This is a genomic window from Rhodococcus sp. NPDC057014 (assembly GCF_042673295.1).
Taxonomy (GTDB): Bacteria; Actinomycetota; Actinomycetes; order Mycobacteriales; family Mycobacteriaceae; genus Rhodococcus_F.
This window is the reverse complement of the sequence record NZ_JBHUSF010000021.1, coordinates 21673-44083: the sequence shown is the minus strand read 5'-3', so window position 1 is coordinate 44083 and position 22411 is coordinate 21673. Positions and strand designations below refer to the sequence as shown.

The following is a 22411-nucleotide window of genomic DNA, read 5'->3' as shown; positions in this document are numbered from 1 at the left end:
CCTCAGTTCTTTTCGGGTTCCGAACGGGCGACCGGCACGAGTAGCTCGAGGATCTTCGCCCGCAGTGCCGGAGTATCGTCCTCCACGGCGATCAGGCTCGTGAACAGGGCCGCGCCCGCGGCGAGCACCAGCACGGCCGTCGCGGTGTTCGACTCCTCGGAGTCCGCGCTCCCGAACAGTTGAGTACTCGGACCGCTGAATCCCCGCCAGAGCGCGGTCCGGAGATCGTCGTGGTCCCGTATCGCGGCCAGCAGGCCCGGCGTGGCCGCCCGCACCTCGGGCCGTGAGAACAGTTCGGCGCTGCCGGTCACCACCCAGCGGATCCAGCCTTCGCGATCGGTGCCCTCGAACGGTGTCAGGTCGGGTGTCGCACCGAGGATCGCGTCGAGAACCAGGTGCGCCTTCGACGGCCACCGCCTGGTGATGGATGCCCTGCTCACCCCGGACCGCGTCGCGATGGCTCGCATGCTCAGTTGTTCCCAGCCCGACTCCACGAGCATCGCGCGGGTGACCGCGAGGACGTCGGTGTCGATCCGCGGGTCGCGGGGGCGGCCGGTTCCGGTTGCATTCATTGGTTCGAATTGTGGGACAGAAGTGCCGTCCGCGCTATATCGTACCTATTACGAGTCCAGTGGTACCGTAATTCGAACGAGGCGGATACATGAAGATCGCGGTCACCGGCGGCACGGGCTACGTCGGCGCCCACACCACACTGGCGCTGCTCGCCGACGGGCACACGATTCGACTGCTGGTCCTCCCCACCGAAACTCCCGACGCCCTGCTCGCGGCGGCCGGGGCCGACTCCGCGCGGATCGAACCGGTGGTCGGCGACATCCGCGACGCCGAGACGGTGGCGCACCTCCTCGACGGCTGCGACGCCCTCCTCCACGCCGCCGGGGTGGTGGGCACCGACGACCGCCGCGAACAGTTGATGTGGGAGATCAACACGCAGGCCACCGCCGCGATCCTCACCCGCGCGGCCTTCCTCGGACTCGATCCGATCGTCCACGTCGCGAGTTTCAGCGCCCTGTTTCCGTCGCCCGACGCCGTCATCGGACCGGACAGTCCGACCGCGTCCGGGCGCAGCGCGTACGGCCGCACCAAGGCCGCCGCCGACCGCATCGCCCGCGCGCTCCAGGACGCGGGCGCCCCGGTCGTCATCACCTACCCGACCAGCGTCGTCGGCCCCGGCCTCGGAACCACGACGGGGGTCACCGAACAGGGCTGGGGCGCGATCGTCGGCGGCGGGGTGGCGCCGCGATTCGACGGCGGCATGCAGATGATCGACGTGCGGGACGTGGCCGCCGTCCACGCCGCCGCGATGCACCCCGGCCGTGGTCCACGCCGGTATGTCTGCGGCGGCGAACTCGTCCAGTTCAATCAGCTCATCGACGTCCTCGAACACTCCTCGGGTCGTCGAATCCGGCGCATCCCTGTGTCGGGCAGCGCCTTTCGCACGATCGGGCGGATCGCCGACGTCATCGGCCGACTCACGCCGCTCAGCCCCGGGCTCGGATACGAAGCCGCCTGGCTCCTCACCTCGGCCACCCCCACCGACGACTCGAGAACCCGCGACGAACTCGGGCTCACCTGGCGCCCGGCCCGCGCGGCGCTGGCCGCGACCTTCGCCTGAGCACCCATCACTTCCCCGAAGGCAGACCACCATGACCGTTCCACCACCGCGACCCGATATCTGGGAGCCGGCCCGCCTGGGCCCCCTGACGTTGCGCAACCGCATCCTGAAGGCAGCCACGTTCGAGGGCGTCATGCCACGCGGCCGCGTCACCGACGGGCTCGTCGACTTCCACACCGAGGTCGCTCGCGGCGGCGCCGCACTGACGACCGTCGCGTACTGCGCCGTCTCACCCGGCGGACGCGTCCACGCGAACACCCTGGTGCTCGACCGCGACCGCGTCCCCGATCTGCGCCGGCTCACCGACGCCGTCCACGCCGAAGGGGGATTGGCCGCGGCCCAGATCGGTCATGCCGGTCTGGTCGCGAACACGCTGTCCAACCGCACCAGGACGCTGGCACCGTCCGCTCGGCTCAGCCCGCCCGCGATGGGGCTCGTGCGAGGTGCCACCCGGGACGAACTCGACGAGGTCACCCGCGACTTCGAGAACACGGCACGCAACGCCGTGGACGCCGGATTCGACGCGATCGAGGTCCACCTCGGCCACAACTATCTGCTCAGCTCGTTCATGAGCCCCAATCTCAACCGGCGCACGGACGAGTACGGGGGCAGCCTGGAGCGACGGGCGGCGTTCCCACGCCGCGTGCTCGAGCGGGTGCGTCACGCCGTCGGCGACTCGGTGGCCGTCACCGCCAAATTCAACATGACGGACGGTGTCCCGAAAGGGCTGTGGCTCGACGACAGTCTCCGCATCGCCCAGCTCCTCGAAGCCGACGGGCACCTCGACGCGATGCAGCTCACCGGCGGCAGCTCGCTGCTCAACGGGATGTACTTCTTCCGCGGCGAAGTGCCGATGGCGGAATTCGTTGCCTCACAGCCGAAGCTGGTGGGCTGGGGGCTGAAGGTGTACGGGCCGAGGATCTTTCCGACCTACCCGTTCGAGGAGGCCTTCTTCCTGCCGATGGCCCGGCAGTTCCGCGACGCCCTGTCGATGCCGCTCGTCCTCCTCGGCGGAATCAACCGGCTCGACACCATCGAGAACGCGCTCGGGGAAGGATTCGAGTTCGTCGCGATGGCCCGCGCCCTGCTCCGCGACCCGGACCTCGTGAACAAGTTCCGCGACCGGCACGTCGCCGAGGGACTGTGCATCCACTGCAACAAGTGCATGCCGACGATCTACACGGGCACGCGCTGCGTCATCCGGGAGACGCTGCGCTGATCACGTGGCCTGCGAGGGGAGCGACCGGTATCACCTGCAGTCCGGGAACAACACCCTTTAGTCTTGTGTTGATCCATACGACTGAGCACCCCCTCACTACTGGAAGGCCCGCATGACCACTCCATCGACGGTTCATGAACTCATCATCGTTGGTTCGGGACCTGCCGGATACACCGCTGCCGTCTACGCGGCGCGCGCGGAACTCGAGCCGTTGCAGTTCGAGGGGACCCAGTTCGGTGGCGCCCTCATGACCACCACCGAGGTCGAGAACTTCCCCGGATTCCGCGAGGGAATCATGGGACCCGACCTGATGGACCAGATGCGCGAGCAGGCCAAGCGCTTCGGCACCGACATCCGCACCGAGGACGTCGAGGAACTCGACCTCACCGGCCCGATCAAGAAGGTCGTCGTGAACGGCGAGACCTACCAGGCGCACGCGGTCGTGCTGGCGATGGGTGCCGCAGCCCGCTACCTGGGGATTCCCGGTGAAGAGAAGCTGCTGGGCCGCGGCGTCAGCGCCTGCGCCACGTGCGACGGATTCTTCTTCAAAGATCAGGACATCGTGGTGGTCGGCGGCGGCGACTCCGCCATGGAGGAAGCCACCTTCCTCACCCGCTTCGCCCGCAGCGTCACCGTGGTGCACCGCCGCGAGGAGTTCCGCGCGTCCCGAATCATGCTCGAGCGCGCCAAGGCGAACGCGAAGATCCGGTTCGTGACCAACGCAGCGCCCGTCGAGGTGCTGGGGGAGAACAGCGTCACCGGCCTCGTGATCCGCGACACCGTCACCGGTGAGACGTCCACGCTGGACGTCACCGGCATGTTCGTCGCCATCGGCCACGATCCGCGCAGCGAACTGGTCAAGGGTCAGGTCGACCTCGACGAGGCCGGCTACGTGGTCGTCAAGAACCCGACCACCGCCACGTCCGTCGACGGAGTCTTCGCCGCAGGCGACCTCGTCGACCACATCTACCAGCAGGCGATCACCGCCGCCGGCACCGGATGTTCCGCGGCGATGGATGCCGAGCGCTGGCTGGCCGAGCGCGGCGACATCACGGCGAACACCGTCGCCGCCGCCGGCTCACCGGTCGACGCCTGAGCCGTCCACACACACCTACCCACCTCGAGTAAGGGAAATCCCCGTGTCGAATACCGTCACCATCACCGATGATTCGTTCCAGCAGGACGTCATTTCCAGCGACAAGCCCGTCCTCGTCGACTTCTGGGCCACCTGGTGCGGCCCCTGCAAGATGATCGCCCCCGTCCTGGAGGAGATCGCCGGTGAGCACAGCGACAAGCTGACCATCGCGAAGCTCGACATCGACGCCAACCCGGGCGCTGCCCGCGACTTCCAGGTCATGTCGATCCCGACGCTGATCCTGTTCAAGGACGGCAAGCCGATCAACACGATCGTCGGCACCAAGGGCAAGGCTGCGCTGCTGAAAGAGCTCGCCGACGTTCTCTGATCGACACCCGAACACCCAGCGCGATTCCCGATTTTGTGGGAATCTCTGAGACAATCGATCGATGTGCTCCAGTCGCATCAGCTAGACCGACCGGGCACATCGATCGTTTTGTTTGTACCGAGAATCGTATTTCTCGTTGATTCGGACTGAGAGGCCCTGAAACATGCACCGACTCCGTCACGGCGACCATGGTCCGGCCGTCGCTGAGATTCGGGGCACGCTGGCCGGTCTCGGTTTCCTGCACAACGGTGTCCCCGGCACTCGGCGTGACAACACCAACGGAACTCACTGGATCGCCCCCGACGCCGTCTTCGATCATCACCTCGACAGCGCCGTACGGGCCTTCCAGCAGCAGCGTGGGCTCCTCGTCGACGGAATCGTGGGTCCGGCCACCTACCGGTCCATGAAAGAGGCGTCGTACCGCCTGGGCGCGCGCACGCTGATCTATCAGCTGTCCGCACCGCTCTACGGCGACGACGTCGCCACCCTGCAGACCCGCCTGCAGGACCTCGGTTTCTACGTCGGCCGCGTCGACGGCTTCTTCGGCCCGCAGACCCACGACTCCCTGTCCTCGTTCCAGCGTGAGATCGGTATCGCCGCCGACGGCATCTGCGGTCCCGCCACCCTGCGGTCGCTCGAATTGCTCGGCACCCGCGTCACCGGTGGGTCCCCGCACGCGATGAGCGAAGAGGAAATGGTCCGCAGCTCCGGACCGCAGCTGAGCGGCAAGCGGATCGTCATCGATCCGGGCCTCGGCGGCAACACCTACGGGACCATCGTTCGTTCCCCGTACGGCACGATCTCGGAGTCCGACATCCTGTGGGACCTCGCCAGCCGCCTCGAAGGGCGCATGGCCGCCACGGGAATGGAGACGTTCCTGTCCCGCCCGCACCACGAGAACCCCACGGACATCGAACGCGCATCCACGTCGAACGCCTTCGATGCCGACCTGATGATCTCGCTGCGCTGCGACGGGAACACCAGCCCGTCCGCGAACGGTGTCGCGAGCTTCCACTTCGGCAACTCGCACGGTTCGACGTCGATGATCGGTCAGGTTCTCACCGGATTCATCCAGCGGGAGATCGTGGCACGCACGCCGCTGCAGGACTGCCGCACCCACGGCCGCACCTGGGATCTGCTGCGCCTGACGAACATGCCGACCGTGCAGATCGACCTCGGGTACCTCACCAACGACCTGGACGCCGCGGTGCTCTCCAACCCGCGGGCGCGCGACGCCATCGCCGAGGCGATCCTCATCTCCGTGAAGCGTCTGTACCTGCTCGGTCAGGACGATCAGCCGACCGGAACGTTCACGTTCGCGGAATTGCTCGCCGAAGAGTTGTCTTCCTCCGAACGTTCCTGACCTTCCGACGAGCGCTCAGTGCGCTCCGACGGGCGTGCGCTCTCCGATATCGACCATGCTCACCGATGCGGTGTGGATGAGACGCTCCAGCGCGGCCTCCACGTCTTCCTTCCACCCGTGATCCCGGTTCAGTTCGAGCCGCAGTCGCGGGAACCGGTGGTGGGGCGCGACGATCTCGAAACCGTTGTCCTCGAGGAAGGTCGCCGGAATCATGCACTCCTCGGGGGAGCACTCGCGAGCCGCGGTGGCCGAGGCCAGTCCCATCGTGTCGATCGGCCCGGTGCCCTCCGTGTCGCGGATGCCGAAAGCCTCGAGGGCGCGAACACCGCGGCGCACCAGATCGGCCACGACCGCTTGGATCAACGTGGTTCCGAGGTTCTGTTCCTCGCCGGCCGGCTCGAGCCGGAGACTCGTGAGGAGGACGGCATCGGCACCGACCGGAGCGGTCGGGAGTAACTGCGCGCGGGGCACGGTCCGTGGGGGAGCGTAGAGAGCGCTGCCGACCGGCTTCCCGTCCATGACGGCAACCTGCCCGCACGATCCCCATTCGAGCATGACCATCGACAGCCAGGCTTCCTTTTCGAATTCCTGGTCGCAGAATCCGCGTGAACTGTGGATCGCTGCCGGATCCATCTCCCAGAAGACACAGCGACGGGCATGGGCGGAGAGTTTGTCCAAGCCGTCGAGAGTGAGCGATGTGACGTGAGTCGACACTGGCTAGCTCAGCCTCCAAATGTCACTACCGCAGATCATTCGACATCCTCTGGTATTCAATGTGTTTCGCCCCCGATAGTTCTGCTGGAATCGGTCCGCCGGCGGCCGCTGTCACAGTGACGGATCATCCGCGGGTACTTCTACCTCTCTCAGGCGCTCACGAATCGGCCTTCTGTGCCTCCATCATTCCAACGATCCTCTGAAGATCGTCCACCGAACCGAACTCGACCACAATCTTTCCCTTGCGCTTGCCGAGGCTGACCGTGACCCTCGTGTCGAACGAATCGGACAACCGCTCGGCGACGTCCTGCAAGCCCGGCATCTGGATCGGCTTGCGTCGCTGGACGGGCTGCGCCTGGTCGTCGCTGCGGTTGGCGAGCGTCACCGCTTCTTCCGTCGCGCGAACCGACATGCCCTCGGCGACGATGCGGGCCGCCATCACTTCCTGCGCGTCGGCACCCGCCTCCAGCGACAGCAGCGCCCGAGCGTGACCTGCGGACAGCACACCCGCCGCGACGCGTCGTTGCACGGGAATCGGCAACTTCAGCAGTCGGATCATGTTCGTCACCACGGGACGCGAGCGGCCGATCTTCGCCGCCAGTTCCTCGTGGGTCACCTCGAACTCTTCGAGCAACTGCTGGTACGCCGCAGCCTCTTCGAGAGGGTTCAACTGGACACGGTGGATGTTCTCCAGCAGCGCGTCGCGGAGCATGGCGTCGTCGCCGGTCTCACGAACGATGGCCGGGATCGTCTCCAGCTCCGCTTCCTGGCTGGCCCGCCACCGGCGCTCGCCCATGACGAGTTGGAACTTGCCGTCGTCGAGAGGGCGCACCACGATTGGCTGCATCAGACCGAACTCGCGGATCGAGTGGACGAGTTCCGCGAGAGCGTCGTCGTCGAACACCTGACGCGGCTGCTTCGGGTTCCGCTCGATCAGGTCGGGAGCGATTTCCCGGTACACCGCACCGGTGGGGGAGGGGAGGGGTTGGGCACCATTTCCAGCGGTACCGTCGGCGCCGCCTCTCTCTCCATTGTTTCCCGTGGACGCGGGAGCGGCCTCCTTGTCGGTCGCAGAATCCGACGAGTTCGGTGCGGGCGCGGTCAGCACGTTGCGCCGGTCAGTTCCGATCACGACGTCGGCGGCGGCGTTACCCAACCCCGGTCCGGTCGTGGTCGGCCCGGTAGGAATGAGCGCAGCCAGTCCACGGCCAAGTCCACCCTTACGCGTCTGACTCATCGCTGCTCCTGCTTCGTGACGTGCGCGGTGCGTGCTGCGAGTTCACGTCCCGCATCGAGGTAACTCATAGCGCCCCGAGAACCGGGGTCGTAATCGAGCACGGTCATCCCGTACCCGGGGGCTTCGGACACCTTGACGCTGCGCGGAATGACAGCGCGGAGGACCGCGTCCCCGAAGTGGGTGCGAACCTCCTCGGCCACCTGGTCCGCCAACTTCGTGCGGCCGTCGTACATCGTGAGAAGGACCGTCGACACGTGAAGGTCGGGGTTGAGATGCGCCTGCACCAGTTCGATATTCCGCAGCAGCTGTCCCACGCCCTCGAGTGCGTAGTACTCGCACTGGATCGGGATCAGCACCTCCTTGGCGGCGACCATCGCGTTCACCGTGAGCAGTCCGAGCGACGGCGGGCAGTCGATGAGGATGAAGTCGGCATCCACCTCGCCGAGCGCCTTCTCGGACAGCGCACCCTTCAGCCGTCCCTCGCGGGCCACCATGGAGACGAGTTCGATCTCCGCGCCGGCGAGGTCGATCGTCGCCGGGATGCAGAACAACCGGTCGTTGTGCGGACTCTTCTGGATCGCCTCCGCGGCCGTCACCTCACCGAGCAGAAGCTCGTAACTGGACGGCACACCGGAGTGGTGGGCGACGCCCAACGCGGTGCTCGCGTTGCCCTGCGGGTCGAGATCGATCACCAGAACGGTCAGCCCCTGAACCGCGAGAGCGGAGGCGAGGTTGACGGCACTCGTCGTCTTGCCGACGCCGCCCTTCTGGTTGGCGATGGTGAGGATCCGCCGTTCGGGTGGTTTCGGCAGGCCCACCGAGTGTGGGTGCAGCACCTGGCTCGCGCGGTGCGCGGCCGCACCGATCGGAGTCTCCTCGACGGAGATTCCGTTGTAGGGGGCCGTGAATCCGTCGTCTCCGTTCCCGGAGTTCGTCGCCTGGTCGGATTGATGGTCGGTTTCACGTGAAACTGTTTCACGTGAAACGGCGGATTCAGGCCCACCCGACATTGACTACTCCTTCGATTGGGAATCGCTCGTTACTCGACATACTCACTCCCTGGTCCACCGTGCTCATCGTCATCGACGCTGACGGCGTTTCGGCAAACGTTCTGCCCGAACGACAACGGTGGGGACAGGAAGCAGGCCCACTCCGCATTCCACGATATCCAGCTTGCCAGCACCCAACCGAGTCAGGGAAGCGCGATCACGGGAAATCTCTTCGGCGGCGCTCGAACCTTTCAATGCGAGCATTCTCCCATGCTCGTGGATCAGCGGCAGCGACCACTTGGCCAACTTCTCCAGCGGTGCCACCGCACGGGAAGTGACGACGTCCGCGCCGCCAGCTTCCTTCACCACGCCGGACTCCTCGGCACGCCCTCGGACGACGAGCACGTCCAGACCGTTCGACTCGACGAACTCCGCGAGATACACCGACCGCCGCAGCAACGGCTCCACCAACGTGATGCGGAGATCCGGCCGGGCGATCGCGAGGGGGATGCCGGGCAACCCAGCGCCGCTTCCGACATCGACGACCGACTCGCCCTCCGCGATCAACTCACCGATGACGGCACAGTTGAGTAGGTGACGCTCCCAGAGTCGCGGAACTTCCCTCGGTCCGATCAACCCCCGCTCGACACCGTCGGTCGCCAACGACTTGTAGTAGCGCTCCGCAATATCGAATCGTTCACCGAACACCTGGCGTGCCGCCGCTTGTTCGTCCCATTCGGCCGGCTCTCCAGCATTCGGTTCCACGTGAAACATCCTCCCGCGAATAACGCGAAATCAACAAACACAGCCTCTCCATTATCCGCCCTCGGCCACGACTATGTCCCTCAACTCGAACGCGCAACGCCGGACAGTGTCGAGCAGCACCCCCTTCCGGTGGGGGAGGGGAGGGATGCTGCGCCGCCTTCGGCTGTTGATGAACGACACCGCGTCGGGGTCGCCCACGGATGTTTCACGTGGAACATCGGTGCGGTGTTTCACGTGGGACACACTCTGGGGGGACCGGGGCGCCCGCGTCTCACGAAGGTCAGTCGAGCCTGGTGCACCCTTCATCGAACTTTCGATTTCGCACCCATGACTCCGATTTCGTAATCATCACAGTGACGAAACTCCTGGGTGTGGTTGGGTGGGTGAAACTACAACCTAAATTCGGTCAGAAAGGGCCCAAACAACGACTGTCGCCGACCCATATCGATCGTCCGTCAGACACTAGTATCCGGAAAAGAATGATGCTCGTGAGCGACGAGCCAACGACCGTCTTCCTTCCGCAATCCGACGGTGAGCCGAAGACGGTTCTCCGGATTGTCGGCGAGCTCCGCTTCCGTTCCGCACCGGAGGAGCGCATGGGCGAACGCGACATCCTCGCCCGCGGTCACATCCAATGACACCAACTCGAACCTGGCACCACTCGACTGCCATTCGAAGAATGGTGGCCACGTCTCGCGATACTCCTCGATTCCGCGTGCGCCCTCGTAGGGCAGTGGCACGTCGAACATCACGATGTCATCGGAGTGGTCCGCGAGAACCCCCGTCATGTCACCACCGTGCACAGCCTCGGTCCACCGCTCGATCAGATTCCGGATCTGTCGTTCGTCCTCGCTCATCAGTCACTCCGTCCAGTCGACGCCACTGCTCGGCCCCTTCGATGATGTGGACTTCGCGAAGCGTCGAAACTCATCGCCCGACACACGTGAGTCTCGAGCGGGGACTCGAGCACCTACCGAGCCGCTCGACTTCGGGACCGCGAAAGAGATGTGGCCCAACGCGGGTAGGCCGGCGGTAACTCCAATCCGCCGATGCGCAGTCGCGGCGCAAGCTTCGACGGAGAACATCCCGTCGTCCCTCCCGGCCGACTCGAGTCCGATCAGCAGGCACGGGAACTTACTCGAGTTCCGACACCGCGCCCAGGCGCCCCACTGCGCGACGTGGGCAGCCGACACCGGCCTCTCGGTGGGGGAGGGGAGGGGTCTGTGTTTCACGTGAAACGAAACACAGCCAGAGTGACGGGACGCGACAAGGGAACAGAAAAGAGGCGGGGCTCCCGGAAGTGAATCCGGAAGCCCCGCCTCGGTGGTGCGTGTGTGGATCAGTCCTTGATGACGACCACGCGGCGCGACGGTTCGGCGCCCTCGCTCTCGCTCGATACGCCGTCGACCTTCGCGACTGCGTCGTGAACGATCTTGCGCTCGAACGGCGTCATCGGAGCGAGCTCCTCGCGTTCACCGCTTTCGAGTACGCGACGTGCCGCCGAGGAACCCAGCTCGGTCAGTTCGGCGCGCCGGCCGGCACGCCATCCGGCGATGTCCAGCATCAGTCGACTGCGTTCGCCCGTGGCCTGCTGCACGGCGAGGCGCGTGAGTTCCTGCAGTGCGTCCAGCACCTCGCCCTTGCGCCCGACCAACTTGGTGAGATCGTCCCCACCGTCGATGCTGACAACAGCGCGGTCGCCCTCGACGTCCAGGTCGATGTCGCCGTCGAAGTCGAGGACGTCGAGCAGCTGCTCCAGGTAGTCGCCGGCGATTTCCCCTTCCTCGATCAGGTAGTCGTCAGAATCGGAATCCACCTCGGTGTCCGGGTTCTGCGTCGGTGCAGTCACGTCTGTCTCATCTCCGTCCACTGCGATGTCAGGCTCACTAGCCATGCTCGTTCTCTTTTCTGAATTAGCGCCGCTTGCGCTTGGGGGACTTTCCGCGGTTGGACTGGGGGCGGGCACCGGGCTTCGGCTTCGACGCCGAACCGTCCCCGCTCGGCTGATCGGAGACGTCGCCTGCGATGATCTCCGGATCCGAGGAAGAACCGTCCGTTGCGGTCGCGGACTTCTTCTTCTTGGTGAGATCGGGACGTGCACCGGGCTTCGGAGCATTGTCCGCCCGGCGTGCGATGGCAGCCTGCTTCTTCTCTTCCTCTTCTTGGTCGATGCGACGGAAGACGATGTGCTGCTGCCCGTACGTCCAAATGTTGTTACTCACCCAGTACAGAAGGATCGCGATGGGGAGGAACGGACCACCGACGAGCACACCGAGCGGGAAAACCCACAGCGCGAGCTTGTTCATGATCGCCGACTGCGGGTTCGCGGCGGCCTCGGGGCTCTGGCGCCCGACGGAGGCACGCGAGTTGAAGTGAGTCGCGATGCTGGCGATGACCATCAGCGGAACCGCGACAACCGCGATGTTCAGCACCGTGGGGATCGGGCCGTACGCAGCGAACGCGTCGAGCTGCTCCTTCGGCATGGTGATCCACGCCGAGATGGGGGCGCCGAACAGACGGGCACTCAGGAAGGACTGCACGTCCTCGACGCTGAAGAAGTAGTTCGGCGTGTTCGCGTTGGCCTCGACCGACATGCCGAGCTGCCCGAATCCGGTGCCGGTGCGGTTGAACGAGCGAAGCACGTGAAACAGACCGATGAAGACCGGCGCCTGCGCGAGAACCGGGAGGCAGCCCATGATCGGGTTGAACCCGTGCTCCTTCTGGAGCTTCTGCATCTCGACGGCCTGCCGCTGGCGGTCACCGGAATACTTCTTCTGCAGAGCCTTGATCTGCGGCTGAAGTTCCTGCATCTGGCGCGTCGTGCGGACCTGCTTGACGAACGGCTTGTACAGAACGGCACGCAGCGTGAACACGAGGAACACCACGGACAGTGCCCAGGTGACACCGCTGTCCGGTCCGAGGAAGGGAATGGCACCGAAAATCTTGTGCCAGACCCACAGGATCCCGGACACCGGATAGTAAATGAAGTCGAGCACGGCTCTATGTACTCCTCTGTTCGTCCACGTTCGCCGGACAGCAACGACGGCTACCCGCATGACGGTCGTGACGGGCAGGGACCGGGTCCCACCCTCCAGGGTGCCAGGGGGCACACTTCGCCAACCGAACCACCGTCAAGAAAAGGCCTTTGATCGCCCCGTGGGTGCGCAGGGATTCCACTGCGTACTCGCTACAGGTCGGCATGAACCGGCAGGTCGGCAACCGCAGGGGCGACACATACGTCCGGTAGAGCTCGATGAAGAAAATGAGAGTGCGCGCCGGTAACGCACGGACCGATTTCCACGCGGAAGAGGCCGAGGAGCTGTCCTCGGCCGTGTCGGTGCGCGACTCGTGGAGGGCGCTTTTCATGTGGAGTTACTCACGGGCGCAAGAAGGTCCAATCGAAGGAGACCTGCACGGAGTTGCTTCTCCAGGTCCCGGCTACTTGCAGTCGCAGCTCCCGGGAGAGCGCGAATCACCACATCGGATCCTGATGGAACACCATCCACGAGGTCGATGCAGATATGACGAAGCCGGCGTGCGACTCGATGTCGAATCACCGCCGGCCCGACAGCCTTACTCACAACCAGTCCGAATCGCGGACCGCCGCTACTCACCAGCTCATCTGCCTGTGCACGGTCGAACGCGTGCACAACCAGATCGCGTCTTCCCATCCGACGACCACGTCGCACAGTCAACGAAAAATCTGAATGACGACGCAATCGGTGCGGCTCAGGCAACACCCCGAGCTCCCGAACCCAGTGTCGGGATCAGGCGGTGAGGGATTCGCGGCCCTTACGGCGACGCGCCGAAACGATTGCACGACCCGCACGGGTCCGCATACGAAGACGGAAGCCGTGAACGCGCGCGCGGCGTCGGTTGTTCGGCTGGAACGTCCGCTTGCCCTTGGCCACGGTCAACACTCCTCGAAGTTCATCGACGCCTCCCGGCGTCATGGATCTAACATTGGCGAAAACTCAGGTGTTCATCCACAGGGTGGGGATGAAACGCCTCCGACACTGGACTCGAGCCAGCACGAAACCGCCACCTCACCACAGGGTGACTGTTCGAGAGTACTTACCACTCCCGGTCAGGTCAAACTCGCTCACCTGCGATTCCCCCGCGAATCGGCTGACCGACACGCCGAGGATCGACAAATGCTTGCACCCCAACTTCCGATGTGCCAAACCACTGTGAGGTTGCCGACACTGTTGCTAGCGTCTATGCATGGTCTCGCCGATGAACCCTGATCGAGTGCCCAGCTCTCGACTTCACCGTTCTCATCTGCACATTCACCACAATTCATCCACAGGGCACAGTTGGTGTCCCGCTTCGGATCGTCACGAGGGTTCCTGACACCCTTCACTTCTCGGGTCCCCACACCCGCTCATCCAGGTTTCGCATGCATAAGCGCAGGTCAGCGCGCTCAATCTGGACCACTCACCGTCACACGCCGCCCAAACGGGAGGCGTCTGCGGTTTGTCCACATCTGTGGATAATTGTGTGGAAACACAGTTCAGATGGCATATTCGTAGGTCCGTACGGGGTCCATCCTCAGGTCGGGGAAGCTCCCATTTCCGCCTCGACGACGGCACCGACACTGGACTCGGCACCGCAGGCGCCGAGTCCGCGAACACACTGGGGAGGAACCTCGTGAACGACGATCCGAATGCGCTCGCACGGATCTGGATCGACGTCGTCGCCGACCTCACATCCGATTCGCCCGGTGGCGATCTGCCGCCGTTGACGAGGGGACAGAAGGCGTGGTTGGCGCTCGTCAAACCGCTGACACTCGCACAGGGCTTCGCGCTGCTGTCCGTTCCGTCGCCCTTCGCGCAGGAAGCGATCGAACGGGATCTTCGTGAGCCGATCCTCCACGCGCTCGGCCGGCATCTCGGTGAGCAGGTGGAGGGTCTCGGTGTGCGCATCGCCGCCCCGGTCGACGACGAACCCGAGTCCGAGGCCCCGAGCAGGGAGCGCAGGCCCGACCCGGAACCTGTGCACACCCCTCGCCACCTCGAGCCGTCCGTCACCAGTTCGGGCACGTTCCGCAGGCGCCGCTTCGGCTCCGGGGAAGACCAGCCGTATTCCGACACCACGGACTTCGAGGAGGTGGACGACGACAGCGAGGCCCTCGCCAGCGTCCACGAATCCTGGCCGTCGTATTTCACGAAGCCGCCCGCAGGCCCGGCACCTGCGGCGACGGGAGGAAACAGCCTCAACGCGAAGTACACGTTCGACACGTTCGTGATCGGCTCGTCCAACCGGTTCGCCCACGCCGCGGCAGTCGCCATCGCCGAGGCGCCGGCGCGCGCGTACAACCCGTTGTTCATCTGGGGTGCGTCCGGCCTCGGCAAGACACACCTGTTGCACGCCGCCGGCCACTACGCCCAGCGGCTGTTCCCGGGGATGCGCGTCAAGTACGTCTCCACCGAGGAATTCACCAACGACTTCATCAACAGCCTCCGCGACGACCGCAAGGTGGCGTTCAAACGCCGCTACCGCGAGACCGACGTGCTGCTGGTCGACGACATCCAGTTCATCGAGGGCAAGGAAGGTATCCAGGAGGAGTTCTTCCACACCTTCAACACCCTGCACAACGCGAACAAGCAGATCGTCGTCTCCTCCGACCGGCCGCCGAAGCAGCTGGCGACACTCGAGGAACGCCTGCGCACCCGGTTCGAATGGGGCCTGATCACCGACGTTCAGCCGCCCGAACTCGAGACCCGCATCGCCATCCTCAGCAAGAAGGCCCGAATGGACCGGCTCGAGGTGCCCGACGACGTCCTCGAGTTGATCGCCTCCCGGATCGAACGCAACATCCGGGAACTCGAGGGTGCCCTCATCCGTGTGACGGCGTTCGCGTCCCTGAACAGGCAACCCCTGGACCTCACGCTCGCCGAGGTGGTGCTGCGTGACCTGATGCCGGACTCGTCGAGTCTCGAGATCAATGCGGCGACGATCATGGCGGTCACCGCGGAGTACTTCAACATGTCGATCGACGACCTCTGCGGGCCCGGCAAGGCGCGTCCGCTGGCGTCCGCCCGCCAGATCTCCATGTACCTGTGCCGTGAGCTGACCGATCTGTCCCTGCCGAAGATCGGGCAGACGTTCGGCCGCGACCACACCACCGTCATGTACGCGGACAAGAAGATTCGCAAGGAGATGACGGAGCGGCGGAAGGTCTACGACCAGGTCCAGGAGCTCACCGCCCGGATCAAGCAGCGTTCCAAGAGGTAGTCGCTCACCTCTGCTTCTCCTGTGCCCCCGGTAGCTCGCCTACCGGGGGCACAGCCCGTTCTGTGGGAGGGCGAGGTCCGGCTCCGCCGCCGCGGGCAACTCGAGGGGCTCCTCGAGCGGGTCCTCGAGGGTGGGCTCGAGCGGGTCCTCGAGGTGTCGCTCGAGGGTCTACTCGAGGCTCGTCCGAAACCCCGCCGGGGCGACACACCGGGGCGACACGCCGACGCTGTGACCTGGGATAAAGCATGCACACCTGTGGATAAATGTGGGGATGGGGTGGAATCTCTGTGGACAGAACGTGCAGAACTTTGAACAACCTCGAGTAGTCCACACGGGTGCCGGATCGGTCCTCGAGTTTGTCCTCGAGAATTCCCCATACGAGTACGCGGAGGGACCAGCGTCTACAGCTGTTCGTCCACAGATTCCACAGGACCTAATAGTACTTCTCATTAATTCTTCTCAAAACTTCTTTGAAAACAGGGTTGGGGATCGCGTCCGTTCACAGGCCTCCGCCGGAGACTCGAGGACGGACGCGTTCCGCTTTCAAGTTCGTCCTCGAGGGCATACGGTTATGCATCGCCGCTCTGTGAAAGACTGCAGTGCTGTGGTCACGGCCCGACCGTGGCGAACAACCGTGCCTACCGAGAGGAACAACCCGGCGATGGAGCTTGGAAGCCTGAAGTTTCGCGTCTCCCGGGAAGAATTCGCTGATTCAGTGGCATGGGTCGCTCGCAGTCTGCCGTCGCGGCCTCCTGTCCCCGTCCTCGGCGGAGTTCTCCTGGACGCGACCGAGCAAGGGTTGACGGTTTCCGGATTCGATTACGAGGTGTCGGCCCAGGTCAGGGTCGGGGCCGAGGTCGGTAGCGCCGGTCAGGTCCTGGTCTCGGGCAAGCTTCTCGCCGACATCACGAAGTCGCTTCCCAACAAGCCCGTCGACGTGACGCTCGAGGGCACCCGTGTGCTGATCACCTGCGGAAGCGCCAAGTTCTCCCTGCCGACCATGCCGGTCGAGGACTATCCACAGCTTCCCCAGTTGCCGCAGCAGACCGGCTCGATTCCCGCGGATCTGTTCTCCGAGGCGATCAGCCAGGTGGCTGTCGCGGCGGGCAAGGACGACACGCTGCCGATGCTCACCGGCATCCGGGTCGAGATCGAACGCAACGCGATCGTGCTCGCCGCCACCGACCGGTTCCGTCTCGCGGTCCGTGAACTCGAGTGGTCGCCGGCGAACCCCGACACCACCGCGGCCGTCCTCATCCCGGCGAAGACTCTCTCCGAGTCGGCGAAAACGCTTGCGGGAGACGCCACTTCACCGGTCGAGCTGGCTCTCGGCTCGGGTTCCGCGGTCGGCAACGACGGCCTTCTCGGTATCGTCAACGACGGCCGTCGCACCACCACCCGACTGCTGGACGCCGAGTTCCCGAAGTTCCGGCAGCTGCTGCCGTCCGAACACACCGCGCTGGCGACCGTGGAGATCGCTCCGCTCGTCGAGGCCATCAAGCGTGTCGCCCTCGTCGCCGAGCGCGGTGCGCAGGTCCGCCTGCAGTTCTCCACCGAGGGGCTGCTGCTCTCCGCCGGTGGCGACGATGCCGGGCGCGCCGAGGAAGGTTTGAACGCGGTCTTCCAGGGCGAGCCGCTCACCATTGCCTTCAACCCCGGTTACCTGATCGACGGGCTGTCCTCGCTGCACAGCGAGCAGGTGCTGTTCGGCTTCACGACCCCCAGCCGCCCCGCGGTGCTGCGTCCGGCCACCGAGGAGGAGATCGAGCCCGACGATTCCGGCAACTTCGCCGCACCGGCGAGCGCGTACACGTACCTGCTGATGCCGGTCCGTCTGCCGGGCTGACGCTTCGCGGAAGCGAAACCAGTACTGCCGTTAGACATCTCACGAGTGGACGGAGATCACGATGCAGATCGGGTTGGTCGGGCTCGGAAAAATGGGATTCAACATGCGCGAACGGTTGCGCGCGCACGGGCACGAGGTGGTCGGCTACGACCCCCGCCCCGAGGTCACGGATGTGGTGTCGCTGGCGGAACTCGCGCAGCGACTCGAGTCTCCGCGCGTCGTGTGGGTGATGGTTCCGGCGGGAAAGATCACCCAGGACACGGTGACCGGGCTGGCGTCGGTGCTCGAGAGCGGCGACCTGGTGATCGACGGCGGCAACTCGAGATACACCGACGACAAGATTCACGGTGAGCTGCTCGGTTCCCATGGCATCGGCTACCTCGACTGCGGTGTGTCCGGTGGGGTCTGGGGACTCGAGAACGGCTACGGACTGATGGTCGGCGGGTCGGCCGCGGACGTCGAGCGGGCGCTGCCGATCTTCGACGCACTGCGCCCCGAGGGGGAGCGTGCGGACGGGTTCGTCCACGCAGGCCCGATCGGCGCCGGCCACTACGCGAAGATGATCCACAACGGCATCGAGTACGGACTGATGCAGGCGTACGCCGAGGGCTACGAACTGCTCGAGGCCGAAGACCTCGTCACCGACGTCCACGGTGTGCTGCGCGCGTGGACCAACGGCACCGTCGTCCGGTCGTGGCTGCTGGAACTGCTCGTCAAGGCCCTGGGTGAGGATCCCGATTTCGCCGAGATCTCCGGTTACACAGACGATTCCGGTGAGGGACGCTGGACCGTGCTGGAGGCGATCGACCACGCCGTGCCCGCGCCGGTGATCTCGGCCGCGCTGTTCGCGCGGTTCGCGTCCCGTCAGGACGATTCCCCCGCGATGAAGGCCGTCTCGGCGCTGCGCAACCAGTTCGGTGGTCACGCCGTGAAGAAGGCGGCAGGCGAGGCAGAAGCCGGTTCTGGAACGTAGGTGTTCGTTCGCGCACTCTCGCTCAGAGATTTCCGTTCCTGGGACGCCCTCGGTCTGAACCTGCGTCCGGGCTGCACCGTCTTCGTCGGACCCAACGGACACGGCAAGACGAATGTGCTCGAGGCGCTCGGCTACCTGTCGACGCTTTCGTCGCATCGCGTCGGTTCGGACGCCCCGCTGATCAGGACGGGAACGGCTCAGGCGTTCGCGGGGGCCACCGTCGTCAACACCGGCCGGGAACTGACCGTCGATCTCGAGTTGAACGAGGGAAAATCCAACCGGGCCCGGATCAACCAGTCGCCCACCCGCCGGCCGCGGGAGATTCTCGGGATTCTGCAGACGGTGCTGTTCGCGCCGGAGGATCTGTCGCTGGTCCGCGGGGATCCGGGGGACCGACGCCGTTACCTCGACGAACTCCTCACGTCCCGGATACCCCGCATGGCGGCGGTCCGAGCCGATTACGAACGGGTGCTGCGGCAGCGGTCGGCGTTGCTCAAGACCGCGGGCGGCGCGCTGCGTCGGTCTTCGCGCGGCAGCGGTCAGTCGAGCGAGGACGGCCCGAGCGCCCTTGCCACACTGGAAGTCTGGGACGGACACCTCGCTGCGCACGGCGCCCAGCTGCTCGCCGGGCGGCTGCACCTCGTCCACGATCTCGCACCGCACCTGGCCGAGTCGTACCAGTCGCTGGCGCCCGAATCGCGGCCGGCGAGCATCCGCTACCGTTCGAGTCTGGGCTCGTCGCTGCCGCCGGAATTCACCGAACCGGCGCGAGCGCCCGAGTCCGGCGACATCGCGTTCCTCGAGGAGCGGTTCCTCCAGGAGCTGTCCGTGATGCGCTCGAAGGAGATCGAGCGGGGTGTGTGCCTCGTCGGACCGCATCGTGACGATCTGGAACTGCAACTCGGTGACACCCCGGCGAAGGGATTCGCGAGTCACGGCGAGTCGTGGTCGTTCGCGCTGTCGCTGCGACTCGCGGGATTCGCCCTCCTGCGCTCGGACGGCAGCGATCCGGTCCTCATGCTCGACGACGTGTTCGCCGAACTCGACCGCAAGCGTCGCCGCGCCCTCGCCAAGGTTGCGCTGGACGCCGAACAGGTGTTGATCACGGCTGCCGTGCCGGAAGATGTACCGGAAGAACTCGACGCCGTCCGGTTCGGCGTCGAGGCCCGCGACACCGATCGAGGACGAATCTCACACATCCTGGAAGAGACGGAGGACCGCCGTGACGGATGACGCCGAACCCGCCGCGCCCGCGGCAGCCCCCGAACCGGAGGTGAAGGGAATCGATCTCGCCCGGCGTGCCCTCGAGGAGGCGCGGGCCGCGGCGAAGGCGAGTGGAAAATCCGTCGGGCAGGGACGCCGGTCCGGAACCGGCGTGCGGGCCCTGCGCGCCCGGCGACGGCGCGGCTGGTCCGGTCCGGGGCCCGACGACCGCGATCCCCAGCCGTTCGGTGCGCTGACCAGCGCGCTCGCGAAACAACGCGGCTGGTCTCCCAAGGTGTCCGAGGGAACCGTCCTCGGACGGTGGGTACAGGTGGTCGGCGAGGACATCGCCGCACACGCCGAACCGACCGGGCTGCGGGACGGGATTCTCAGCGTCTCCGCGGAGTCGACGGCCTGGGCGACCCAGCTCCGGATGATGCAGTCGCAGATTCTCGCGAAGATCGCCGCGGCCGTCGGTGACGGCGTCGTGAAGTCGCTGCGGATCACCGGTCCGACCGCTCCGAGCTGGCGAAAAGGGGAACGGCACATCCGGGGGCGTGGTCCCCGCGACACCTACGGATAGGCCGGAGCGGCCGTTCGGTCCCTAGTTTTGTCTATTACCCGGTGTTACAGTTACTCCAAGTCATCGAGTGAACTGTGCCACAAGCCTCCGTCGTGGCGCAGCCGCCGGCACGAAGGAGTAGTGAGATGTCCGCCCCGACTGCACCCCGGAACGCGATCCCCGAACCGGACCACATCCTGCTGCAGGCCAGGAACGTGGAGTTCGACTGGTCGAACCTCCCGATGCACTGGATCCCGGGCGATCCGTTCACCACGCACGTCCTCAACGTCCTGCACCTTCTCCTGCCCGCGGGCGAGGAGTGGTTCGTCGAGACGTTCAAAGAGGCCCTGCCGCTGATCGACGACGAACAGCTCCGCGACGACGTCGTCGGGTTCATCGGCCAGGAGGCGATGCATGCCGACGCCCACACCGGCGTGCTGGTGCACCTGAAGGAGAAGGGTCTCGATCCGACACCCTTCACCGAGCAGATGGAGTGGACCTTCTCCAAGATCCTCGGACCGCGACCGCTGACCGGTCTGCGCGAGAAGAACTACCTGATCGAGCGGCTGGCGGTCATCGCCGCCATCGAGCACATCACCGCGTTCCTCGGCGACTGGGTGCTGAACGCCGAGGGCCTCGACCGCGCGGGGCTGCATCCGACGATGCTCGACCTGCTGCGCTGGCACGGCGCCGAGGAGGTGGAACACCGGTCGGTGGCGTACGACGTGATGCGGTACTTCGACAAGCGGGAGTCGCGGCGGATCCGCACCCAGCTGATCGTGACCCCGGTCATCGTGTGGCTGTGGGTGCGCGGCACCCGATTCCTCATGCGGAACGATCCGGAGCTCGCGCAGTGGTCGGCGCACCGCCGCAAGCCGCACCTGACCGATTTCTTCGCGGCGGGCAAGCGTGGCACCCTCCCGACGGCCCGGGAACTCGGCAAGCGGATGTCCACGTATTTCACGCGTGCGTACCACCCGAGCAACGAGGGTTCGACGGCGCAGGCCGTGAAATACCTGGCGTCCTCGCCGGCGGCTCAGGCGGCCGAGCGATGAAGCTGTCCCAGGTTCGGGAGGTGTTCACCGGGCAGGGGCTGCCCCGTCACGACGCCCCGCCGGACATCAAGGGGCGCCCGCGTCCCGACCGCGCCATGCGGCTCACCGAGGCGGTGGCCGCCAAGTATCTGCGTGTTCTCACCGCGTACGAGTACGACCCCGGCGTCGCCGGGCACAACCCCGATGTGGCGATGAAAATGGTTGTCTCCCAACGGGACGTCGTCGCACTGGACGACAACGTCGTGCAGTTGCGGTTCGAGGCGGAGGACGGTGCCGAACTGCCTGCGTGGCAGCCGGGTTCGCACCTCGACTTCCACCTGCCGTCCGGGTTGCGACGCCAGTACTCGCTGTGCGGCGACCCGTCCGACCGGACGGGCTACAGCATCGCCGTCCGCCGGATCCCCGACGGCGGTGGCGGATCCCTCGAGATGCATGCCCTCGAGCCGGGAGCGTCGGTGACGGTTCGTGGTCCGCGCAACGGATTTCCGTTCGTGGGCGAGGGGAGTGCCCTGTTCGTCGCCGGCGGAATCGGCATCACGCCGATCCTGGCGATGGTGCGCGCCGCGCGCGAACTCGGGATGGACTGGCAGTTCGTGTACTCCGGCAGGTCGCGGGAGTCGATGCCGTTCCTCGACGAGATCGAAACATTCGACCGGTCACGGGTTTTCATCCGACCCGACGACGAGTTCGGCCTGCCCACCGCCGCGGAGTTGCTGGAGCGTGCCGCGCCCGGTGGAGCCGTCTACTGCTGCGGGCCGACGCCGATGCTCGAGTCGGTGCGCCGCGCCTTTCCCGGAAGCCCGGCCACCGCATTGCATTTCGAGCGGTTCGGCGCGCCGCCGGTGCTCGGCGGAACCGAATTCGAAGTGCAACTCGTCAGCACCGGTGAAGTGCTCACCGTGCCCGCCGACGAGTCCGCGCTCACGGCGATCAAGAAGACGATGCCCGGAGTGGGGTATTCGTGCCAGCAGGGCTTCTGCGGGACGTGCAGGGTCAAGGTGCTGTCCGGCACGCCGGACCACCGCGAGACGCGGCTCACCGATGCCGAGCAGGAGAACGAGATGCTGATCTGCGTGTCCCGCGCCGACGGCGGCCGCCTCGTCCTCGACCTGTAACCCACCCGACCCCGAACCGAACGACGACCAGAGGACA

The 22411-nt window shown here is 65.7% G+C and carries 23 protein-coding genes; 12 read left to right on the top strand and 11 right to left on the bottom strand.

Features of this window, described 5'->3' with window-relative positions; all coding sequences use genetic code 11:
* Positions 1-2 precede the first annotated feature (2 nt).
* Positions 3-572, bottom strand: coding sequence for a helix-turn-helix domain-containing protein (locus ACFTZB_RS07150; protein ID WP_378430748.1), 570 nt, complete (start codon positions 570-572; stop codon positions 3-5).
* A gap of 89 nt (positions 573-661) precedes the next feature.
* Here ACFTZB_RS07150 and ACFTZB_RS07145 point away from each other — a divergent pair, with 89 nt between their 5' ends.
* The 5 genes from ACFTZB_RS07145 to ACFTZB_RS07125 all read left to right on the top strand — a co-directional run bounded on the left by ACFTZB_RS07145 (position 662) and on the right by ACFTZB_RS07125 (position 5678).
* Entirely contained in the window at positions 662-1633 is a 972-nt protein-coding gene (locus ACFTZB_RS07145; protein WP_378430747.1) for an NAD-dependent epimerase/dehydratase family protein, read from the top strand.
* A 31-nt stretch (positions 1634-1664) separates the two neighbouring features.
* Positions 1665-2852 (top strand): 4,4'-dithiodibutanoate disulfide reductase, encoded by a 1188-nt coding sequence (gene nox, locus ACFTZB_RS07140; protein WP_378430746.1) that lies wholly within the window; start codon positions 1665-1667, stop codon positions 2850-2852.
* Positions 2853-2964: 112 nt separating this feature from the next.
* Positions 2965-3948, top strand: a complete 984-nt coding sequence (trxB, locus tag ACFTZB_RS07135; protein WP_378430745.1) for a thioredoxin-disulfide reductase — start codon at positions 2965-2967, stop codon at positions 3946-3948.
* A gap of 43 nt (positions 3949-3991) precedes the next feature.
* A complete protein-coding gene (trxA, locus tag ACFTZB_RS07130; protein WP_005249122.1) occupies positions 3992-4315 on the top strand; it encodes a thioredoxin in 324 nt (107 codons plus the stop codon).
* Positions 4316-4478: 163 nt separating this feature from the next.
* Entirely contained in the window at positions 4479-5678 is a 1200-nt protein-coding gene (locus ACFTZB_RS07125) for an N-acetylmuramoyl-L-alanine amidase (protein WP_378430744.1), read from the top strand.
* A 15-nt stretch (positions 5679-5693) separates the two neighbouring features.
* Here ACFTZB_RS07125 and ACFTZB_RS07120 read toward each other — a convergent pair whose 3' ends face one another.
* The 10 genes from ACFTZB_RS07120 to rpmH form a co-directional block, all read right to left on the bottom strand.
* Entirely contained in the window at positions 5694-6392 is a 699-nt protein-coding gene (locus ACFTZB_RS07120; RefSeq protein ID WP_378430743.1) for a GNAT family N-acetyltransferase, read from the bottom strand.
* Between the two features lie 157 nt (positions 6393-6549).
* Entirely contained in the window at positions 6550-7629 is a 1080-nt protein-coding gene (locus tag ACFTZB_RS07115; protein ID WP_378430742.1) for a ParB/RepB/Spo0J family partition protein, read from the bottom strand.
* A complete protein-coding gene (locus ACFTZB_RS07110) occupies positions 7626-8639 on the bottom strand; it encodes a ParA family protein (RefSeq protein WP_378430741.1) in 1014 nt (337 codons plus the stop codon). The genes ACFTZB_RS07115 and ACFTZB_RS07110 overlap by 4 nt, the downstream gene beginning before the upstream one ends.
* A 69-nt stretch (positions 8640-8708) precedes the next feature.
* Positions 8709-9392 carry a 16S rRNA (guanine(527)-N(7))-methyltransferase RsmG gene (rsmG, locus tag ACFTZB_RS07105; protein WP_378430740.1) on the bottom strand — a complete coding sequence of 228 codons (684 nt, stop codon included), beginning with the start codon at positions 9390-9392 and terminating at the stop codon, positions 8709-8711.
* A gap of 446 nt (positions 9393-9838) precedes the next feature.
* Positions 9839-10243, bottom strand: coding sequence for a nuclear transport factor 2 family protein (locus ACFTZB_RS07100; protein ID WP_378430754.1), 405 nt, complete (start codon positions 10241-10243; stop codon positions 9839-9841).
* A gap of 479 nt (positions 10244-10722) precedes the next feature.
* Positions 10723-11277, bottom strand: coding sequence for a protein jag (locus ACFTZB_RS07095; RefSeq protein ID WP_037234922.1), 555 nt, complete (start codon positions 11275-11277; stop codon positions 10723-10725).
* A 19-nt stretch (positions 11278-11296) separates the two neighbouring features.
* Positions 11297-12379, bottom strand: coding sequence for a membrane protein insertase YidC (yidC, locus tag ACFTZB_RS07090; RefSeq protein ID WP_378430739.1), 1083 nt, complete (start codon positions 12377-12379; stop codon positions 11297-11299).
* Between the two features lie 4 nt (positions 12380-12383).
* Entirely contained in the window at positions 12384-12749 is a 366-nt protein-coding gene (gene yidD, locus ACFTZB_RS07085) for a membrane protein insertion efficiency factor YidD (protein ID WP_378430738.1), read from the bottom strand.
* Complete coding sequence (gene rnpA / locus ACFTZB_RS07080; protein ID WP_378430737.1) at positions 12746-13123, bottom strand: ribonuclease P protein component; 378 nt, start codon at positions 13121-13123, stop codon at positions 12746-12748. The genes yidD and rnpA overlap by 4 nt, the downstream gene beginning before the upstream one ends.
* A gap of 27 nt (positions 13124-13150) precedes the next feature.
* Positions 13151-13294 (bottom strand): 50S ribosomal protein L34, encoded by a 144-nt coding sequence (gene rpmH, locus ACFTZB_RS07075; RefSeq protein ID WP_005263481.1) that lies wholly within the window; start codon positions 13292-13294, stop codon positions 13151-13153.
* 739 nt (positions 13295-14033) lie between these two features.
* Here rpmH and dnaA point away from each other — a divergent pair.
* The 7 genes from dnaA to ACFTZB_RS07040 all read left to right on the top strand — a co-directional run bounded on the left by dnaA (position 14034) and on the right by ACFTZB_RS07040 (position 22374).
* Complete coding sequence (gene dnaA, locus ACFTZB_RS07070; RefSeq protein WP_378430736.1) at positions 14034-15620, top strand: chromosomal replication initiator protein DnaA; 1587 nt, start codon at positions 14034-14036, stop codon at positions 15618-15620.
* A 661-nt stretch (positions 15621-16281) separates the two neighbouring features.
* Complete coding sequence (dnaN, locus tag ACFTZB_RS07065; RefSeq protein WP_378430735.1) at positions 16282-17466, top strand: DNA polymerase III subunit beta; 1185 nt, start codon at positions 16282-16284, stop codon at positions 17464-17466.
* A gap of 61 nt (positions 17467-17527) precedes the next feature.
* A complete protein-coding gene (gnd, locus tag ACFTZB_RS07060) occupies positions 17528-18439 on the top strand; it encodes a phosphogluconate dehydrogenase (NAD(+)-dependent, decarboxylating) (RefSeq protein ID WP_378430734.1) in 912 nt (303 codons plus the stop codon).
* On the top strand, positions 18440-19672 hold the full coding sequence (gene recF / locus ACFTZB_RS07055) for a DNA replication/repair protein RecF (RefSeq protein WP_378430733.1): 1233 nt from the start codon (positions 18440-18442) through the stop codon (positions 19670-19672).
* Positions 19662-20225, top strand: a complete 564-nt coding sequence (locus ACFTZB_RS07050; protein ID WP_378430732.1) for a DUF721 family protein — start codon at positions 19662-19664, stop codon at positions 20223-20225. The genes recF and ACFTZB_RS07050 overlap by 11 nt, the downstream gene beginning before the upstream one ends.
* A gap of 125 nt (positions 20226-20350) precedes the next feature.
* Positions 20351-21259: a metal-dependent hydrolase gene (locus tag ACFTZB_RS07045; protein ID WP_378430731.1), complete on the top strand. Its 909-nt coding sequence runs from the start codon at positions 20351-20353 to the stop codon at positions 21257-21259.
* Complete coding sequence (locus ACFTZB_RS07040) at positions 21256-22374, top strand: PDR/VanB family oxidoreductase (RefSeq protein ID WP_378430730.1); 1119 nt, start codon at positions 21256-21258, stop codon at positions 22372-22374. Before ACFTZB_RS07045 ends, ACFTZB_RS07040 begins: the two co-directional genes overlap by 4 nt.
* Positions 22375-22411 lie beyond the last annotated feature (37 nt).

Bases quoted from the DNA above. Each gene is read 5' to 3' on its own strand.
- ACFTZB_RS07095 (WP_037234922.1), bottom strand. From the start codon at position 11,277: ATGGCTAGTGAGCCTGACATCGCAGTGGACGGAGATGAGACAGACGTG.
- dnaN (WP_378430735.1), top strand. From the start codon at position 16,282: ATGGAGCTTGGAAGCCTGAAGTTTCGCGTCTCCCGGGAAGAATTCGCT.
- rsmG (WP_378430740.1), bottom strand. From the start codon at position 9,392: ATGTTTCACGTGGAACCGAATGCTGGAGAGCCGGCCGAATGGGACGAA.
- ACFTZB_RS07125 (WP_378430744.1), top strand. From the start codon at position 4,479: ATGCACCGACTCCGTCACGGCGACCATGGTCCGGCCGTCGCTGAGATT.
- ACFTZB_RS07145 (WP_378430747.1), top strand. From the start codon at position 662: ATGAAGATCGCGGTCACCGGCGGCACGGGCTACGTCGGCGCCCACACC.
- ACFTZB_RS07110 (WP_378430741.1), bottom strand. From the start codon at position 8,639: ATGTCGGGTGGGCCTGAATCCGCCGTTTCACGTGAAACAGTTTCACGT.
- ACFTZB_RS07040 (WP_378430730.1), top strand. From the start codon at position 21,256: ATGAAGCTGTCCCAGGTTCGGGAGGTGTTCACCGGGCAGGGGCTGCCC.
- nox (WP_378430746.1), top strand. From the start codon at position 1,665: ATGACCGTTCCACCACCGCGACCCGATATCTGGGAGCCGGCCCGCCTG.
- gnd (WP_378430734.1), top strand. From the start codon at position 17,528: ATGCAGATCGGGTTGGTCGGGCTCGGAAAAATGGGATTCAACATGCGC.
- ACFTZB_RS07150 (WP_378430748.1), bottom strand. From the start codon at position 572: ATGAATGCAACCGGAACCGGCCGCCCCCGCGACCCGCGGATCGACACC.
- trxB (WP_378430745.1), top strand. From the start codon at position 2,965: ATGACCACTCCATCGACGGTTCATGAACTCATCATCGTTGGTTCGGGA.
- ACFTZB_RS07045 (WP_378430731.1), top strand. From the start codon at position 20,351: ATGTCCGCCCCGACTGCACCCCGGAACGCGATCCCCGAACCGGACCAC.
- ACFTZB_RS07115 (WP_378430742.1), bottom strand. From the start codon at position 7,629: ATGAGTCAGACGCGTAAGGGTGGACTTGGCCGTGGACTGGCTGCGCTC.
- yidD (WP_378430738.1), bottom strand. From the start codon at position 12,749: ATGAAAAGCGCCCTCCACGAGTCGCGCACCGACACGGCCGAGGACAGC.